This is a genomic window from Streptomyces sp. R44, from assembly GCF_041053105.1.
In the GTDB taxonomy this organism is placed as follows: domain Bacteria; phylum Actinomycetota; class Actinomycetes; order Streptomycetales; family Streptomycetaceae; genus Streptomyces.
In genome coordinates this window covers 6637998-6652767 of the sequence record NZ_CP163444.1, presented here as the reverse complement: position 1 = coordinate 6652767, position 14770 = coordinate 6637998, and the positions used below count along the sequence as shown (strand labels likewise).

Genomic DNA, 14770 nt, shown 5'->3' with positions numbered 1-14770 from the left:
GGGGACGTACTCCCTCGTACGTGTCGTGAGGAGGCTGCGGAGTGGCCGGGGCGGTGGTCAGCCGACCCGGGTGACGGTCCTCGCGGAGAGGTCGACGATCAGGTTCCGGGTGTCGATCCAGGCCCCGTTGAGGACCTTGGTGACGAGCCGGACGCACCGGTGCTCCCCGCAACGGGTGAGCTGCGCGGGCACGTCGGCCTCGCGGTAGGTGCGGTAGACGTCGCCGTTGAACCACAGCTGCCCGGTGGACGTGAGCTCCTTGCCGGTGGCGTCCTTGTAGTCCTCCTTGACGCCCTTGCCGAGCGGGCTCGCGAGGATCAGCTCCAGGGCCTCGCGCAGCTCGTCGGGGTGGGCGGAGGGCTGGACCCCGCGCTGCGCGCCGGACTTCTCGACCTTGCCGGTGTCGAGGTTGACGGTCTTCGTGAGGAGCTCGTCGCGCGCGTAGTCGTAGAGGCGGACCTCGGCGCGCCGGGACGGGTCGCCCGGGACGGGCTCGGCGAGCCGGGTGCCGAGGCGCTGCGGGCCGCGGCCGCCTTCGACGTCCTGCTGGGCGGTGGCGGCGGGCGGGGTCAGCGCCAGCGCCTCGGCCCGTGCGAGCTCGTCCTCGGTGAGCGGGTCGCTCCCGACGCCCTTCTTCCCCTCGGCCGCGGCCGGGACGACGGTGGCGGGCGGCGGGGCGCTGCCGGTGGTCTGTGCGCCCGTCTCCCCCTGCTGCGAGGCGCCGCCCGTGCCGCCCCCCGTCCGCGCACCGGCCGCTCCGGCGACGCCGGTGGCGCCTCCGGTTCCGGCGGCCCCGCTCGCTCCCGCCTGGCCCGGCAGGCTGATCGCGACGGCGACGGCGGTGCCCGTCACCGCCATGGCCGCTCCGGCCACCACCTTCCCCAGGTGGCGGCGCACTATTTCGTACACACTTCCCCCTCTTTCCCCCTCTTGGTCTGCGGTCACCCGGTAGGACGGGGCGAAGTCCTAGGTGGTTGCCCTTCTTTCGGGCAGGATCTGGCCGAAGAACACCCACAAAACCCGGACAGAAGAGGAAGAATCTATATCCATGCAGGTCTGGCCGGGACAGGCGTACCCCCTGGGCGCCACCTATGACGGAGCGGGAACCAACTTCGCGGTCTTCTCGGAGGCCGCCCACAGGATCGAGCTGTGTCTGCTGCACGACGACGGCTCGGAGACGGCGGTGGAGCTGCGCGAGACCGACGCGTTCGTACGGCACGCCTATCTGCCGGGCGTGATGCCCGGTCAGCGGTACGGGTTCCGGGTGCACGGCCCGTACGCGCCGGAGCGCGGGCTGCGCTGCAATGCGGCGAAGCTGCTGCTCGACCCGTACGCGCGCGCGGTGTCGGGGCAGGTGAAGTGGGGCGAGGCGGTGTACGGCTACCCGTTCGGGCGGCCGGACGCGCGCAACGACCTCGACTCGGGCCCGCACACGATGACCTCGGTGGTCGTGAACCCCTACTTCGACTGGGGCGACGACCGGCGTCCGCGCACCGAGTACCACCACACGGTGATCTACGAGGCCCATGTGAAGGGCCTGACGATGCTGCACCCGGACCTTCCGGAGGAGCTGCGCGGGACGTACGCGGGTCTCGCGCATCCGTCGGTCATCGGGCATCTGAAGGAACTGGGCGTCACCGCCCTCGAACTGATGCCCGTTCACCAGTTCGTGAACGACCACCGCCTGGTGGACGCGGGGCTCGCCAACTACTGGGGCTACAACACGATCGGCTTCTTCGCCCCGCACAACGCCTACGCGTCCTGGGGCGACCGGGGCCAGCAGGTCCTGGAGTTCAAGTCGGCGGTCCGGGCGCTGCACCAGGCGGGCATCGAGGTCATCCTCGACGTGGTCTACAACCACACCGCCGAGGGCAACCACCTGGGCCCTACGCTCTCCTTCCGGGGCCTGGACAACCCCTCGTACTACCGGCTCTCGAACGATCCCCGGTACTACACGGACACCACCGGCACGGGGAACTCGCTGCTCATGCGCTCCCCGCACGTGCTCCAGCTCATCATGGACAGCCTGCGGTACTGGGTGACCGAGATGCACGTGGACGGTTTCCGCTTCGACCTGGCGGCCACCCTGGCCCGCCAGTTCCACGAGGTGGACCGGCTGTCCTCGTTCTTCGACCTGGTGCAGCAGGACCCGGTGGTGAGCCAGGTGAAGCTGATCGCCGAGCCGTGGGACGTCGGCGAGGGCGGCTACCAGGTGGGCAACTTCCCGCCGCTGTGGACCGAGTGGAACGGCAAGTACCGGGACTGCGTGCGGGACCTGTGGCGGGGCGAGCCGCGCACGCTCGCCGAGTTCGCCTCCCGCCTGACCGGCTCCTCCGATCTGTACCAGGACGACGGCCGGCGGCCGCTCGCCTCGGTCAACTTCGTGACCTGCCACGACGGATTCACCCTGCGGGACCTCGTCTCGTACAACGACAAGCACAACGAGGCGAACGGCGAGGGCAACCGGGACGGCGAGAGCTACAACCGCTCCTGGAACTGCGGGGTCGAGGGCGAGACCGAGGACGTCGGCATCGCGGAGCTGCGCGCCCGCCAGATGCGCAACTTCCTCGCCACGCTGATGCTCTCGCAGGGCGTGCCGATGCTCAGCCACGGCGACGAGTTCGGGCGGACGCAGGGCGGCAACAACAACGCGTACTGCCAGGACAACGAGGTGTCCTGGGTGCGGTGGCCGAAGGAGAACAGCGAAGCGGAGGCGACGCTGCTGCGCTTCACGCGCGCGATGGTCCGGCTGCGCCGGGAGCATCCGGTCTTCCGGCGCCGCCGCTTCTTCCACGGCCGGCCGGTGGAGGGGACCCACGACGAGCTGACGGACATCGCCTGGTTCACGCCCGAGGGCGAGGAGATGACCGCCCGCGACTGGCAGGCCGCGCACGCGAAGGCGCTGACGGTCTTCCTGAACGGCAACGCCATCTCGGAGCCGGGCACACAGGGCGAGCGGATCGCCGACGACTCCTTCCTGCTGATGTTCAACGCCTCGTCGAAGGAGCTGGAGTTCGCGGTCCCGGACAGCCACGGGCGCTGCTGGCGGATGGTCGTGGACACCTCGGATCCGGAGGGCATGCCGCCGCAGGAGGGCCCGGAGCTCGCGGGCGGCGAGCGGGTGACGCTCGCGCCGCTCAGCCTGACCGTTCTGCGCCGGCCGGCCTGAACTCGCGCACGGGGCTCTTGACCCGTACCGACCAGGAGAGCACCGCGCAGGCCACGGCCGCCCCCACCGCCACCGCGAAGGCGGCGGGGGCGCCGTGGCCTTCGGCGAGCCGGCCGGACACGGCCAGGGCGAGGGCCTGGCCGCCCACGATCCCGCTGGTGAGGAAGGCCATCGACTCGGCGAGCCGGGCGGCCGGCACGATCCGCTCGGTGAGCCCGAAGACGGTGATCAGGTGCGGGGCGTAGGCGGCGCCGAGGACGACGACGACCGCGTACAGCGCGCCGAGGGAGCCGACGAACAACAGCGGTACGGAGAGGACGACCAGCCCGGCGGTCGCGGCGCGCCAGCGGGTCGTGAGCCCGATCCGGGCGGGCACGGCGGCCATGGAGAGGCCGACGGCGGCGCTCATGACGCCCATGGCGGCGTAGACGAGCCCGGCCTGGGCGGGGGCGCCGAGCTCCTCGGTGAGGGCGGTGATCCCGGCCTGCGAGGCGCCGAACATGGCGCCCTGGAGGACCATCGTGCCGCGCAGGGCGTACGCGGATCCCGGCAGCCGCGTCCGTTCGGCGGCACCCTTACGGGTGGTCGTGACGGGCGCCGGGGCGGCGGCCGTCGGGTGGAGCGCGAAGGCCGTCCCGCAGACGGCGAGCAGCAGGGCCGCCAGGAGGAGCGCGGCCGCCGGGTGGGCGACGGCGGCGGCCAGGCCGACGAGGGCCGGGCCGAGGACGAAGGAGACCTCGTCGAGGGTGCCCTCGAAGGAGAGGACCGCGCCGACGAGCCGGTCGTCCGCGCCGGAGCGGCGGGCGAGGGCCACGGAGCGGGTCCTGGCGAGCGGCCCGACCTGCGGGACGGTGGCCCCGGCGAGCGCCCCGAGCACCATGAGCGGGCCGGTCGCGGCGTCGGCGAGGGCGGCGAGGACCAGGGCGGCGACGGCGACCGCGTTGGCCAGGGAGGCCGCGAGGACGACCCCCCGCTGGCCGTGCCGGTCGGCGAGGCGGCCGATCACGGGCCCCGCGACGGTCTGTCCTGCGGCGAGCGCGCCGCCGGTGAGCCCGGCGGTGGCGAGCGAGCCGCTCGTCTCCGCGACCAGGAGCAGGCTGCCGAGCTGGCACATGGCGGTGGGCAGCCGGCCGAGGAACGAGACGACCGGCAGGGCCGGTCCGAGCAGGGACAGCGTGTCGCGATACATCCGGAGCATCACGCGAACGTAACGCGATGCACTCGAACGGGTGCATGGGGCGATGACACAGAAGCCCTCCGGCGGGGTACGTACGTTCGCATGACGCCCAATCCACCCACCTCGACCTACCGGCTGCAGCTCCAGCCGGAGTTCCCGTTCGCGGCCGCCGAGCGCGCCGTGCCCTACCTGGCCGGCCTCGGGGTCTCGCACCTGCACCTCTCCCCGGTCCTGGAGGCGGTGCCCGGCTCGACCCACGGCTACGACGTCACCGACCACCGGTCCGTACGGTCCGAACTGGGCGGCGAGGAGGGGCTGCGGGCCCTGGCGGCGACCGCGCGGGCGCACGGCCTCGGGCTCGTCGTGGACCTGGTGCCCAACCACATGGCGGCCTCCCCGCGCCACAACCACGCGCTGCGCGCCGTGCTCCGCGACGGCCCGGACTCGCCGTACGCCCGCTGGTTCGACATCGACTGGCGGGCCGGGGACGGCCGGATGCTGCTCCCGGTGCTGCCGGCGCGGCTCCCGGACGTACGGGACCGGTTCCGGGTCTCGGGCGGGTCCCTGCACCTGGACGGGCAGGAGTTCCCGCTCCGTCCGGGCACCGAGGGACTGCCGCTCGACGAGCTCCTCGACGCCCAGTGGTACCGGCTCGGCTGGTGGCGGCTGGCCCGCACCGAGCTGGGCTACCGCCGCTTCTTCACCGTCTCGGAGCTCATCGGGGTGCGGGCGGAGGACCCCGAGGTGTTCGCGGCGAGCCACGCGAAGATCGTGGAGCTGGTCGCGGACGGAGTGATCGAGGGGCTGCGCATCGACCACCCGGACGGACTCGCCGACCCGCAGGGCTACTTGGAGGATCTGGCGGCGGCGACCGGCGGGCGTTGCTGGACGGTCGTCGAGAAGATCCTCACGGGCGCGGAGACGCTGCCCGCCGACTGGCCGGTCGCGGGCACCACCGGGTACGACGCGCTGCGGCGGCTCGACGGCGTCTTCACCGACCCGCTGGGCGCCGACGAACTCGCGGATGTCTACCGGGAGTTCGTCGGCAAGGCCGGGGACCGGGGCGGCCGCTGGGAGGCGACCGAGCGCCGCGCCGCGTACGAGGTGGTCACCCATGACCTGGCGTCCGAGACGGCTGCGCTGACCCGGATCGCCGGGCGGATCTGCGCCGCCGATCCCGCGCTCCGGGACCACGCCCCCTGGGCGCTGCGCACCGCGATCCGCGAGCTCCTCGTCCGGGTCCCCGTCTACCGGACCTACCGGACCGGCGGCGAGGAGGTGCTGACCCCGGAGGCGGCGCGCGGAGCGAAGGCCGCGTTCGCGGTGCCGGAGGAGGCTTCGGCCGTGGACACCGTGCGGGCGCTGGCGCTCGGCGAACTCGGCGACGGCCCCGGACACCGGGCGTTCCGGGCGCGGTTCGCGCAGACCTCCTCCGCCCTGCGGGCCAAGTCCGTGGAGGACACCGCCTTCTACCGGTACACGCCGCTGCTGTCGGCGAACGAGGTCGGCGGCGACGCGGGCCGACCGGCGGTGCCGGTGGAGGAGTTCCACGCGTACTGCCTGCGGATCGCCCGGGACTGGCCCGGCACCGGCACCGTGCTCTCCACGCACGACACCAAGCGCAGCGCGGACGTCCGGGCCGGGATCGCGGTGCTCTCGCAGTGCCCGGAGGTGTGGGCGGAGCTCCTCGCGGAGGTCGCCGGGGTGCCCGCGCCCGATGCCCATGTGGCGTGGACGGCCTGGCAGACGGCCTTCGGCTTCGGCACCCCGGACCCGGACCGTCTCGGTCCGGCGATCCTCAAATCCGTGCGGGAGGCGGGGCTGCGGACCAGCTGGACCGAGCCGGACGCGGAGTACGAGCGGGCGGTGGCCGAGTTCGCGGCGGCCGGGCCCGGCCGGATCCCGCTCCGGGCGGCCTCGGAGGCGGCCTTCGCCCTGGAGCCGCACATCCGGGCGCACGCGCTGGGCGCCGCGCTCGCCCAGCTGACGATGCCGGGGGTGCCGGAGCTCTACCAGAACACGGAGCGGGAGTACCGGGCGCTCGTCGACCCGGACAACCGGGCGCCGTTCGCGGTCGGTCCGGAGGACGAGCGGACGGCTCTGGTGCGGGCGGCGCTGGGGCTGCGGCGGGCGCACCCGGAGGCCTTCGGGCCGGGCGGCACATACGTCCCGCTGACGGCGGAGGGCCCTGCCGCGGCGCACTGCCTGGCTTTCGCGCGCTCCGGCCGGGCGATCACGGCCGTGACGCGGCTCTCCCTGCGGCTCGCGCAGGCGGGCGGCTGGCAGGACACGGAGCTGGTGCTGCCCGAGGGGCGCTGGGCCGACGCGCTGGACGGTGTACGGGAGTTCACGGGTGGAGCGGCGACGGAGGTCAAGCTGGCGGAGCTGTTCGCGGAGCGGCCGGTTGCGCTGCTGACCCGGGTGGAGTGAACCTGGGGAGGGATTGATGCCACGGCCATGACAAGCTGATGATCATGACGAAAGATCAGACCGGACGGATCATCGGCGCGGCGTTCGGGCTCGTGTTCATCCAGGCCAACGCAGCCACCCTGCCGACGGCGGTGGCCGTGCCGCTGCGCCTGCTGTCCCTCGCCGCGTTCCTCTGGGTGGCCGTCCTCGGGCGGCGCGGCCGGGCGGCGGCCCCGCAGTCCGGGGCGCCCTCCGGCACCCGGTTCGGCCGGCGCTACTGGTACGTGGTGGCGGCCGAGGTCGCCGGGCTCGCGGCCGGACTCGTCGTGATCGCCCGTGTGCTGCACACCCCGCAGGCATCCGTGGGCTGGATCGCCTTCGTCGTCGGCGTGCACTTCTCCGGCCTGGCGGTCGCCTGGCGCAGGCCCGCGCTCCATGTGCTGGGAGCGTCGATCGCGGTCTGCGGTGCGGCGGGCCTGGCCCTGGCGGCCCTCGACGCCCCGGTCACCGCGATCCGGGCCGTCGCCGGGATCCTCCCCGGCCTTCTGCTGCTCGCCTCGGTGCTGCGGCCGGGCCGTACGGACCCGGCCGCGACGCCGTCCGAGGTCAGGAGCGGGACGCCCGCGTGACCACGCACTCGGTGTACTCGGAGCCGTCACCGGTTCCGGAGTACGGGGCGGACACGTCGACGCTCTTGGAGGCGCCGGCCGCGACCGCGACGGCGTTCGTCGTGGCGGTGACCGGCAGGACACCGGCGCCCGTCGCGCCGTTGAACTTCATCGTGAAGCTGTAGTCGTAGTCGAGCGCGTTGTCGTTCTTCACGGTGACCCGGGCCGCCAGGTTCTTGGTCGCCGGGTCGTACTTGCACTCGTCGATGGTCACATCGCGAATGGCCTTGTTCGAGCTGCCGGAGCCGCCGGCCACGGAACCGCTGGTGCTGCTGCTGGAGCTGCTGTCGTTGTCGCTGTGGTTGCTGCTGCTGGAGCTGCCGTGGCTGCTGCCACCGCCGCAGCTGCCGCCGTGCGAGCCGCGGGCGCCGGTGAGGGCGACGACCGCGATGCCGAAGACAGCGATCGCACGGACATGACGCATCTTCATGTTTGAATCCCCGTTGAAAGTGGTAAAACGAACGCCCTTTTGACGAGCGCACGTCACCCTAACAGCGGTCGGAGACCCCTCAGCCGCCCGGCCGGACGATGAGACTCCGGGGGGCCCGCGTGATGAGCCCCGTGGGCGCGGGGCGGAAGCCGTCGGCGAGACGCAGCCGGGGCATGGCCGTGAACAGGGCCCGCAGGGCGTACTCCGCCTCGAATCCGGCGAGCAGCACCGCCGGGCAGAACCCCGAACCGTACGTGAGCTGGCCCGGGTCGTCCCGGAACGGATCGAAGCGGTCCGGCTCGCGGAAACGCTCCGGGTCGCGGCCCGCCGAGCCGACGAGCAGCGCCACGGACGCGCCCGCCGGGACGATGCCGCCGCTCACCGGCACCTCGGCGCTCGTGCGGCGCACGGCGATCTGCACGGGCGGGTCCCGGCGCAGCGACTCGGCCCAGGCGCGGGCGACGAGACCGGCGGGCGCGTCGCGGAGGGCGGCGACCTGGTCGGGGTCCGCCAGGACGTTGCCGAGGAAGGAGGCCAGCGCCTTCTCCCGTACGGCGATCTGGCCGCCGCACTCCCCCGCCAGCGCGCCGGCCGCGCGGCCGCGGACGAGCCGCATCATGTCGCGGTAGGGCACGCCGACGGCCGCGGCGACGGTGCCGGCCGGCAGCCAGTGGCAGAAGTCGGCGACCAGGTCGGCCCGGGACCGTTCGGCGATCCGGCGGGCCAGGACGTAGGCGGTGCGTTCGGTGACCGCGCGCAGGGCCTCCACGTCGACGTCGACATGGGCCCGCGCGCAGGGCGGGTCGCCGGGCCGGTGGCCGTGCGTGAAGCGGGTGTCGGTGAGGGCGGCGGCCACGTCCGCGTACCGGCTGAGGACCCAGGCCCGCAGCAGCGGGTCGTACGTGAGCGGGAACTCCTCGCGCAGGGTCCGGTGGATCCCGTGCGGGTCCCACGAGGCGCCGGGGTCGAGGGGACTGGGCGCGACGGTCCGCCCACCGGGCGGAACGGGCCCGGCGGCGGCCGCGTCGGCGAGGGTGCGCACATGGCCGGGGAGAGGCGTACGGGTGGGGGCCTCGGTCCCGGTCGCCGTCGGCGCCTCGGTCGTCGGTGCCGCGGGAACCATCGACGGCAGGCGGCTCCACGGGTCGTCCGGATCCTCCGGCCGCTCGCTCGCTATGCCCCGGTCCGGCTCGCGGTTCGGCGCGTCGCTCATCTCGCCCCCTGTCGATCGGCGGTGGGTGCCGCGGCCGGAGATCGTGGCCCGCGTCTGCCCAGCCCATCACCCTGCGGGCCGCGACGCCCGCCGCGTACCGCCGAACGGGTGAAGTCCCGGGGTCCCCCGATCAGTCGACCGACAGCCGGAACGACATCTGGCCGAAGCCGACCACGTCCCCGGCCCGCACCACCACGGCGCCGGTGACCCGCCGCCCGTTGACGGTGGTGCCGTTGGTCGAGCCGAGGTCGCGGAGCACCCAGAGCCCGCCCTGGAGCGAGAGTTCGGCGTGCAGCCGGGAGGCCGTCTCATGACTGAGCCGCAGCCCGTTGACCGGGTCGCGCCCGATCCGCAGCGGGTGCGGGCCCGGGTGCGGCAGGAGCAGCTTCGGCAGCCGCTCCGCGCTCCAGGCGCGCCCGATCCGCGCGGTGAACGCGGACATCCGCTCGACCGCGCCGACCACCCGACGGGTCCACGTGCCCTCGGTCCGCAGGTCGGCGGTGAGCAGGGCGAGTTCGTCGGGCCGGCGGGCCTGGAGCGCCCGCTCCATGCGGAAGAGGAACGTGTCGTGCGAGAGGCGGCCCTGGGCGGCGCCCTCACGGAGCAGCACCAGCGCGCGGTCCCGCTCGGCGTCGGTCAGCCGAGGGGAGTTCGCCGGAAGCTCGAAAGGGGTCGTCACATCCGAGATTGTCGGTCCGTCGGCCCCGACGTGTCCAGAAGGGCCCCGGGCCTGGGGAAACTCCGTACCGGTCACGGCGGGACGCCTGTTACGGTCTGCCGTCCTCACACCAGAGATCACCAGGGGGAAACCAGACGTGACCACGTCTTCCTCGGCCGTCCCCGGCCTCCATGTCCGCCCGCTCACCGGCCCCGAGGAGCTCGACCTCTTCCTCCGGCTCACCTACTCGCTCGACCACGAGCTCGCCGACGACCTCGCGACCGGCCGTCGCCTCCCGCAGTGGATGTGGGTGGCCCTCGACGGCGACCGGCTCGTCGGCCGGCTCGCCTGGTGGACCGGCACGGCCGGCGCCGCGCCCCAGGCGCTCGACTTCTTCGACCTGGACCCGGAGCTGTCCGCCGAGGAGCGCGACGAGGTCGGCCTGCGGCTCCTGACGACCGCGACGGCCGCGGTGGTCCCCACGGGCACGCAGCGCCCCGAGTTCGGGCGGTTCATCCCGGCGGACTGGCGGGAGGTCCCGGAGACCCGGTCCGTCCTGGAGTCCCTCTTCTCCGTCCTGGAGCGCACGGGCGCCCGCCCGCTGGTCGAGCGGCTGCGCCTGGAGTGGCGGCCCGGCACCCCCGTGCCGGAGCCGAAGGGCCGTCTGGAGTTCCGTCCGGTGCGGGACCGCGAGGACCTCCTCGCACTGATGACGCCGGTCATGGAGGGCACGCTCGACGCGCACGGCCAGGCCGATCTGGCCTCCGGCCTGTCGGCGCGGGAGGCGGCCGAGCTGCACTACGACGAGGAGCTCGGGAAGTACTCCTCGCCGCGCGAGTGGTGGCGGATCGCCCAGCTGCCGGAGACCGGCGAGCCGGTGGGCTTCGTCGTTCCCGCGCGGAACAACTACCACCACACCATCGCGTACATCGGTGTGCTGCCCGCCCACCGCGGGCACGGGTACATCGACGACATCCTGGCGGAGGGGACGCGGATCCTGGCCGCCACCGACGTGCCCCGGATCCGGGCGGCGACGGACCTGGGGAACGTGCCGATGGCGGCGTCCTTCGCCCGTGCGGGCTACGTGGCGTTCGAGCACGCGGTCAACTACGTGTGGGACGCGCCGGGCGCGTCGGGGTCCTGACTGCCAGGATGGTCGCGGTAGCCGTGGTGGAGTGACTGGACCGTCGACGAGGGGATTCCCGTGCTCTTCGAGGTGTGGGCGCCGAGCGCCCGTGACCGGGTGACGCTGGAGCTGAACGGCTCCGCCCATCCCCTGGACCGGGACGCCGAGCGGGACGGCTGGTGGTCGGGGGTGGTGCCCGCCGGGGACGGCGACCGGTACGGCTTCTCGCTCGACGGCGGTCCCGTGCTGCCCGACCCGCGCTCGCGCCGGCTGCCCGACGGGCCCGACGGGCTGAGCGCGGTCGTCGACCACTCGGCGTACGCCTGGCGCCACGACTCCCCGCGCCTGCGGCTGCGCGGCGCCGTCCTGTACGAGCTGCACATCGGCACCTTCACGCCGGAGGGCACGCTCGACGCGGCGGCCGCGCGGCTCGGGGAGCTCGCGGGCCTCGGCATCACCCACGTGGAGCTGATGCCGCTCTGCCCGTTCCCCGGGGTGCGGGGCTGGGGGTACGACGGGGTGGCGCCGTGGGCGGTGCACGAGCCGTACGGCGGGCCCGAGGCGCTGAAGCGGTTCACGGACGCGGCGCACGGGCTCGGCATGGGCGTGGTCCTCGACGTGGTGCACAACCACCTGGGCCCGTCGGGCAACCATCTCCCGTCCTTCGGGCCGTACTTCACGGACACCCACCACACGCCGTGGGGCGCGGCGGTGAACCTGGACGCGCCCGGTTCGGACGAGGTGCGGGCGTACTTCCTGGGGAGCGCGCTCGCCTGGCTGCGGGACTACCGGATCGACGGGCTGCGGCTCGACGCGGTGCACGCCCTCGCCGACACGCGGGCGCTGACCTTCCTGGAAGAACTGTCCTCCGCCGCGGACGAGTTGGCGAAGGAGCAGGGCCGCCCGCACTTCCTGATCGCCGAGTCCGACCTGGCCGACCCGCGCACGACCACACCGCGCACGCTCGGCGGACTCGGCGTGCACGCCCAGTGGAACGACGACTTCCACCACGCCCTGCACACGGCCCTGACCGGCGAGTCCCAGGGCTACTACGGGGACTTCGCGCGCGCCCCGATGGCGGCGCTCGCCAAGACGCTCACCCGCGTCTTCTTCCACGACGGCACGTACTCCACGTTCCGCGGCCGCCACCACGGGCGTCCGGTCGACCGGGAGCGCACCCCCGCCCACCGCTTCCTGGGGTACGCGCAGACGCACGACCAGATCGGCAACCGGGCCCTCGGCGACCGCCTCTCGGCCTCCCTCTCGCCCGGTCTGCTCGCCTGCGCGGCGACGCTCGTCCTCACCGGGCCCTCGGTGCCGATGCTGTTCATGGGCGAGGAGTGGGGGGCGAGCACGCCGTGGATGTACTTCACCGACCACACGGACCCGGAGCTCGCGGAGGCCGTACGGCGGGGCCGGAAGCGGGAGTTCGCGGCGCACGGCTGGTCCGAGGACGAGGTCCCCGACCCCCAGGAGCCGGCCACCCGTGACCGCTCGGTCCTGGACCGGTCCGAACGCGAGCGGGACCCGCACAAGCGGCTCCTCGCCTGGCACCGCCAGCTGATCGCGCTGCGCCGCACCCTGCCCGATCTGACGGACCCGGACCTGGCGGGCGTGAAGGTGGCCTTCGACGAGGAGGCCCGCTGGCTGGTCTTCCGGCGCGGGGACCTGCGGGTGGCCGTGAACCTGGGCAAGGAGCCGACGGTGATCCCGCTCGGCTCCAACGGTCGCGACCGGGTCCTGGCGTCCTGGGACCCGGTCGAGGGCCCGGCCTCGGACGGCCTGCTCAGCCTTCCCGGCGAGTCGGCGATCGTCCTGACGGACGGCTGAGACCGCCGGACGCCGGCGGGGGTGGATACTCGCCCGATGAACTCCATCTACCGCTCCGAGGCGGGCCGGGAGCAGATACGGGGCTGGTGCTTCGACCGGCTCGACGCGTGGACCGTGGCGCACGAGCGGGACGTGTTCACCGCGGCGGGCGCGGTGACGCACGCGGTGACGGCGGGCTCCCCCGGCCCGGCGGGGACGACGGTCGTCCTCGTCCCCGGCACGAACTTCAACGCCGCCGCCTCGCTGCCCCTGGCCGAGGCCCTGCTCGCGGCCGGGCACCGGGTCGTCCTGCTCGACGTGCCCGGCCAGCCGGGCCTGAGCTCCGGCGAACGCGGCCTCGCCAAGGGAGAGTTGAGCTGGTACGGCAGCTGGCTGGACGAGGCCGTGGCGGAGACCCGCGAGGGCCGGCCCGTCACCGTCCTCGGGCACTCCTTCGGCGCGGCGATCGCCCTGTCCGCGACCTCCGCGCCGATCGAGCGCCTGGTCCTGGTCTCCCCCGGCGGCCTGTCCTCGCTGCGTCTTCCGCCCGCGCTGCTCGCCGCCTCGGCCGCCTGGTTCCTGCGGCCCACGCCCGCGCGCAGCACCCGGCTGCTGCGCGCGATGCTCGCGCCCGGCCACGAGCCCCGGGCGGAGCTGGTGGAGTGGATGACGCTCGTCGCCCGGCACGCCCGGTCCAGCGGGGCGCCCGGGCTCGCGGAGCCGCGCGCCCGGAAGGTGCCGGTGGCGGCCGTGACCGGGGAGCACGACGTGTTCCTGCCGCCGGAGCGGCTGCGGCCGGCGGTCCGCACCCGCCTGGGCGGCGCGGAGCTCGGAGTCGTACCGGACGCGGGGCATCTGGTGGTGGAGGAGTTCCCGGAGCGGATCGCCGCCCTGGTGTCCCCCGCCCGGTAGGTCCTATTCGACGATGGCCATCTCGTGCGGGGTGTTGTTGAAGCGGCGGCCCCCGCCGTCCTCCGTCGCCGTGACGATGTCCTCGATGCGGACGCCGAAGCGGCCCGGGAGGTAGACGCCGGGCTCGATGGAGAAGCACATGCCGGGGACGACGGGGAGTTCCTCGCCCTCGATCATGTAGGGCGGTTCGTGGGTGGTGACGCCGATGCCGTGGCCGGTGCGGTGGATGAAGTACTCGCCGTAGCCGGCGTCCGTGATGACCTTGCGGGCCGCCCGGTCGACCTCCTGGCAGGCGACCCCGGGGCGTACCGCCTCGAAGCCGGCCTGCTGGGCCTCGCGGACGAGGTCGTGGACGCGGCGCTCCTCGTCGGTGGGCTCGCCGACGTGGACGGTGCGGGTGGTGTCGGAGCCGTAGCCGTGCTTGAGGCCGCCGAAGTCGAGGACGACCATGTCGCCGCGCTCGATGACCCGGTCGCCGGCCTCGTGGTGGGGGTTGGCGCCGTTGGGTCCTGAGCCGACGACGGTGAAGTCGACCTGGGAGTGGCCGAACTCCATGAGGAGCCGGGCGAGGTCGGCGGCGACGTCGGTCTCCTTGCGGCCGGCGAAGCGGACCTTGAGGATCTCGCCGTACGCCTGGTCGGCGGCGGCCCCGGCGGCCGCGATCCTGGCGAGTTCGTGGGCGTCCTTGACGCCCCGGAGCATCGGCAGGGCCTCGGTGAGGGAGACGTACGAGGTGCCGGGCAGGGCCTGCTGGAGGCCGAGGAGGTGCATGGCCCAGGCGTTGTCGCTGACGCCGAACCGGCCGTCGACGTCGAGCAGCGGGGCGGTGACGGCGTAGGGGTCCTTGCCGTCGGTCCAGTCCCGCAGGGTGAACGCGGCGGCTCCGGCGGCCTTCTCCGCGTCGGGGGCCTCCAGGGTCGGGACGACGAGGACCGGCTCCTGGCCGGCGGCGAGGACGAGGACGGTGAGCCGCTCGGTGATCGCGGTCGGCTGGTAGCCGGTGAGGTAGACCAGGTCGGGGCCGGGGGCGACGAGGACGCCCGCGAGTCCGGCGTCGGCGGCGGACTCGGCGGCGCGGGCCATCCGGGCCCGGTAGTCGTCCGCGGTGAAGGGCACGACCTGTTCCGACATGGTGGCTTCTCCTCGACGTCTTCGGCTGCGTCCGGTACGACGTACAGCATCCTGCCGGGCGGGGGCGC

The 14770-nt window shown here is 73.9% G+C and carries 12 protein-coding genes; 6 read left to right on the top strand and 6 right to left on the bottom strand.

What is annotated here, in order from left to right; genetic code table 11:
• Positions 1-57 precede the first annotated feature (57 nt).
• Complete coding sequence (locus AB5J54_RS31100; RefSeq protein ID WP_369147223.1) at positions 58-909, bottom strand: Tat pathway signal sequence domain protein; 852 nt, start codon at positions 907-909, stop codon at positions 58-60.
• 139 nt (positions 910-1048) lie between these two features.
• On the opposite strand from AB5J54_RS31100, the gene glgX reads away from it, so the two are divergent.
• Positions 1049-3169 (top strand): glycogen debranching protein GlgX, encoded by a 2121-nt coding sequence (glgX, locus tag AB5J54_RS31095; protein ID WP_369147222.1) that lies wholly within the window; start codon positions 1049-1051, stop codon positions 3167-3169.
• On the opposite strand, the gene AB5J54_RS31090 is transcribed toward glgX, so the two are convergent.
• Positions 3138-4358, bottom strand: a complete 1221-nt coding sequence (locus AB5J54_RS31090; protein WP_369149507.1) for an MFS transporter — start codon at positions 4356-4358, stop codon at positions 3138-3140. The genes glgX and AB5J54_RS31090 overlap by 32 nt on opposite strands.
• Positions 4359-4448: 90 nt before the next feature.
• Between AB5J54_RS31090 and treY the strand changes: the two genes are divergently transcribed.
• Together treY and AB5J54_RS31080 are read left to right on the top strand one after the other, a co-directional pair.
• Positions 4449-6776 (top strand): malto-oligosyltrehalose synthase, encoded by a 2328-nt coding sequence (gene treY, locus AB5J54_RS31085; protein ID WP_369147221.1) that lies wholly within the window; start codon positions 4449-4451, stop codon positions 6774-6776.
• 44 nt (positions 6777-6820) lie between these two features.
• Positions 6821-7384 carry a hypothetical protein gene (locus AB5J54_RS31080; protein WP_369147220.1) on the top strand — a complete coding sequence of 188 codons (564 nt, stop codon included), beginning with the start codon at positions 6821-6823 and terminating at the stop codon, positions 7382-7384.
• Here the strand turns inward: AB5J54_RS31080 and AB5J54_RS31075 are convergent.
• The 3 genes from AB5J54_RS31075 to AB5J54_RS31065 all read right to left on the bottom strand — a co-directional run bounded on the left by AB5J54_RS31075 (position 7362) and on the right by AB5J54_RS31065 (position 9745).
• Complete coding sequence (locus AB5J54_RS31075; protein WP_369147219.1) at positions 7362-7853, bottom strand: hypothetical protein; 492 nt, start codon at positions 7851-7853, stop codon at positions 7362-7364. The genes AB5J54_RS31080 and AB5J54_RS31075 overlap by 23 nt on opposite strands.
• A gap of 79 nt (positions 7854-7932) precedes the next feature.
• Positions 7933-9066: a cytochrome P450 gene (locus AB5J54_RS31070; protein ID WP_369147218.1), complete on the bottom strand. Its 1134-nt coding sequence runs from the start codon at positions 9064-9066 to the stop codon at positions 7933-7935.
• A 130-nt stretch (positions 9067-9196) separates the two neighbouring features.
• Positions 9197-9745, bottom strand: coding sequence for an FHA domain-containing protein (locus tag AB5J54_RS31065; protein WP_369147217.1), 549 nt, complete (start codon positions 9743-9745; stop codon positions 9197-9199).
• Positions 9746-9881: 136 nt separating this feature from the next.
• Between AB5J54_RS31065 and AB5J54_RS31060 the strand changes: the two genes are divergently transcribed.
• Genes AB5J54_RS31060 through AB5J54_RS31050 form a run of 3 tightly spaced genes read left to right on the top strand, consistent with a single transcriptional unit; the run spans position 9882 to position 13571 of the window.
• The gene (locus AB5J54_RS31060) at positions 9882-10868 is read left to right on the top strand and encodes a GNAT family N-acetyltransferase (RefSeq protein ID WP_369147216.1); all 987 of its coding nucleotides are present in this window, start codon (positions 9882-9884) and stop codon (positions 10866-10868) included.
• Positions 10869-10928: 60 nt separating this feature from the next.
• Positions 10929-12680 carry a malto-oligosyltrehalose trehalohydrolase gene (treZ, locus tag AB5J54_RS31055; RefSeq protein ID WP_369147215.1) on the top strand — a complete coding sequence of 584 codons (1752 nt, stop codon included), beginning with the start codon at positions 10929-10931 and terminating at the stop codon, positions 12678-12680.
• Positions 12681-12716: 36 nt separating this feature from the next.
• On the top strand, positions 12717-13571 hold the full coding sequence (locus AB5J54_RS31050) for an alpha/beta fold hydrolase (protein ID WP_369147214.1): 855 nt from the start codon (positions 12717-12719) through the stop codon (positions 13569-13571).
• Positions 13572-13574: 3 nt separating this feature from the next.
• On the opposite strand, the gene AB5J54_RS31045 is transcribed toward AB5J54_RS31050, so the two are convergent.
• Positions 13575-14702, bottom strand: a complete 1128-nt coding sequence (locus AB5J54_RS31045) for an aminopeptidase P family protein (protein ID WP_369147213.1) — start codon at positions 14700-14702, stop codon at positions 13575-13577.
• Positions 14703-14770: the final 68 nt, after the last annotated feature.